Origin of the sequence: Streptomyces sp. C, assembly GCF_000158895.1 — a bacterium.
Taxonomy (GTDB): domain Bacteria; phylum Actinomycetota; class Actinomycetes; order Streptomycetales; family Streptomycetaceae; genus Streptomyces; species Streptomyces racemochromogenes.
The window spans coordinates 891,353-893,609 of record NZ_GG657750.1; the positions used below are offsets into that span (position 1 = coordinate 891,353).

The 2,257-nt window shown below is 73.8% G+C and carries 2 protein-coding genes; one reads left to right on the forward strand and one right to left on the reverse strand.

Annotation, left to right across the window (positions count from 1 at the left end; genetic code table 11):
• Nucleotides 1-157 precede the first annotated feature (157 nt).
• On the reverse strand, nt 158-1,186 hold the full coding sequence (tdh, locus tag SSNG_RS03990; protein WP_007262513.1) for an L-threonine 3-dehydrogenase: 1,029 nt from the start codon (nt 1,184-1,186) through the stop codon (nt 158-160).
• 227 nt (nt 1,187-1,413) lie between these two features.
• Here tdh and SSNG_RS03995 point away from each other — a divergent pair, with 227 nt between their 5' ends.
• Nucleotides 1,414-2,166, forward strand: a complete 753-nt coding sequence (locus tag SSNG_RS03995) for an alpha/beta hydrolase fold domain-containing protein (protein ID WP_165364967.1) — start codon at nt 1,414-1,416, stop codon at nt 2,164-2,166.
• Nucleotides 2,167-2,257: the final 91 nt, after the last annotated feature.

Here is a 2,257-nt window from a genome sequence, read left to right on the forward strand (position 1 = left end):
CCCCGGAGTCCCGAGCCAGGGCCCCGCCCAGTGTCCCGAGCCGGGTCCCGGGCCGGGTCCCGTCCGGATCCTGGATCCGGGCCCGGAGCGGGGACCCGCCCAGGGGGCCGGACTCCGGGCCCGGGCAGGGGCCCGGCGCCGGGTACCCCCGGAGGGGTTACGCGGTCCAGTCGAGGATGATCTTGCCGCTGCGGGCGGTCGCGGCCTCGTCGAAGGCGGCCTGGAAGTCGCGGTGCGAGTAGCGGCCGGTGATGACCGGGGACAGGTCGAGCCCGCCCTCCAGCAGCACCGTCATCGCGTACCAGGTCTCGAACATCTCGCGGCCGTAGATCCCCTTGATGGTGATCATCGACGTGACGACCTTCGCCCAGTCCACCGGGAACTCCTGGGCCGGCAGGCCGAGCATCGCGATCCTGCCGCCGTGCGTCATGTTGTCGATCATGTCGCGCATCGCCTCCGCGCGGCCCGACATCTCCAGGCCGACGTCGAAGCCCTCGCGCAGCCCCAGCCGCGTCTGCGCCTCGGCGATGGAGGACTCGGCGACGTTCACCGCGAGCGTGGCGCCCGCCTTGCGGGCGATCTCCAGCCGCTCGGGGCTGACGTCGGTGATGACCACGTTCCGCGCGCCGGCGTGCTTGGCGACGGCCGCCGCCATGATGCCGATCGGGCCCGCGCCCGTGATCAGGACGTCCTCGCCGACGAGCGGGAAGGACAGCGCGGTGTGCACGGCGTTGCCGAAGGGGTCGAAGATGGCCGCGACGTCCAGGTCCACGGCGGTCCGGTGCACCCACACGTTCTGCGCGGGCAGGACCACGTACTCGGCGAAGGCGCCGTCGCGGCCGACCCCGAGCCCGATGGTGGAGCGGCACAGGTGCCGGCGGCCTGCCAGGCAGTTGCGGCACTTGCCGCACACCAGGTGGCCCTCGCCGCTGACCAGGGCGCCGGTCTCGATGTCGCGGACGTCCGCGCCGACCGCCGCGACCTCGCCCACGAACTCGTGGCCGAGCACGAGCGGGGTCTTGACGGCGCCCTGCGCCCAGCCGTCCCAGGCGCGGATGTGCAGGTCGGTGCCGCAGATGCCGGTCCGCAGCACCTTGATCAGCACGTCGCCGGGGCCGTACTCGGGCTCGGGGACGTCCATGAGCCACAGCCCGGGCTCGGCCTTGTGCTTGACGAGTGCCTTCATGGCGGTGGCTCCAGGCGTGCGAAGGGTGTTGCCGCTCCCGCCGGTACGCGGGTGGCGTTGGTGACGGGCACCAATCTGCCGATCGTCGCGGTGATCAGTCCATCGAGACTTTCTTAAGCGGGTCGACAGCGCAGCTTCACGCCTATGCTCCTCCCTGGACGGGGACGGGGCCCGGGGGCGGAAGCCGCGCTATGGTCCGTCACCGGGGAAAAGGGGAGGTGAGGGGCGTGCCGAGTCTGCGCAGCAGGGCGCTTTCGGCCGCACTGGTGGCGACGGGGCGGCGAAGACGGTTCGCGACGGCCGAAGCGGTCCGGGCGACCGTGGCCCAGGCGGCCCGCAGGCCCGCCTCGCATCTGCCGCCGCGCTCGCTGGGCCGGGTCGCGGAACTGTCGCGGACCTTCGTCGGGGCCTGGCCGGTGTACGACGCCTCGCCGCGCGGGCAGGAGCCCGTGGCGCGGGTGCTGTACGTGCACGGCGGGGCGTACATCGGCGAGCTGGTCCGGCCGCACTGGTCGCTGATCCGGACCCTGGTGACGCGGGCCCGGGCCCGGGTGGTGGTCCCGGCGTACGTGCTCGCCCCGCGCGGCACCGCCGACCGGAACGTCCCGGTGGCCGCCGACCTGCTGAGCGGTCTGATCGAGAGCGGCGGCGCCGGCGGGACGGTGCTGATCGGGGACTCCGCGGGCGCCGGGCTGGCGCTGGCCGCCGCGCAGCGGCTGCGGGAGCGGACCGGGGCCCAGCCGTCGCGGATCGTGCTGATCTCCCCCTGGCTCGACGTGAGCATGAGCCACCCGGGCCAGGCCGCGCTGGAGGCGGCCGATCCGGTGCTGGCCCGGGCGGGACTGGCCGAGGCGGGACGGCTGTACGCGGGGACCCTCGCGGCGGACGACCCCCGGGTGAGCCCGCTGCAGCGGCTCCTTCGAGGGGCTGGCGCCGCTGACGGTGTTCACCGGGACCCGGGACGTGCTGGCCACCGATAAAAAAAAAAAAAGATTGCGGCGGGCCGCCGTGTTTTTTTGGCGCCGGTGGAGTGCCCCCAGGAGCCGGGCATGCCGCACGGGTACCCGCTCC

Coding starts and splice junctions, on each gene's coding strand:
- tdh (WP_007262513.1), bottom strand. CDS start 1,186: ATGAAGGCACTCGTCAAGCACAAGGCCGAGCCCGGGCTGTGGCTCATG.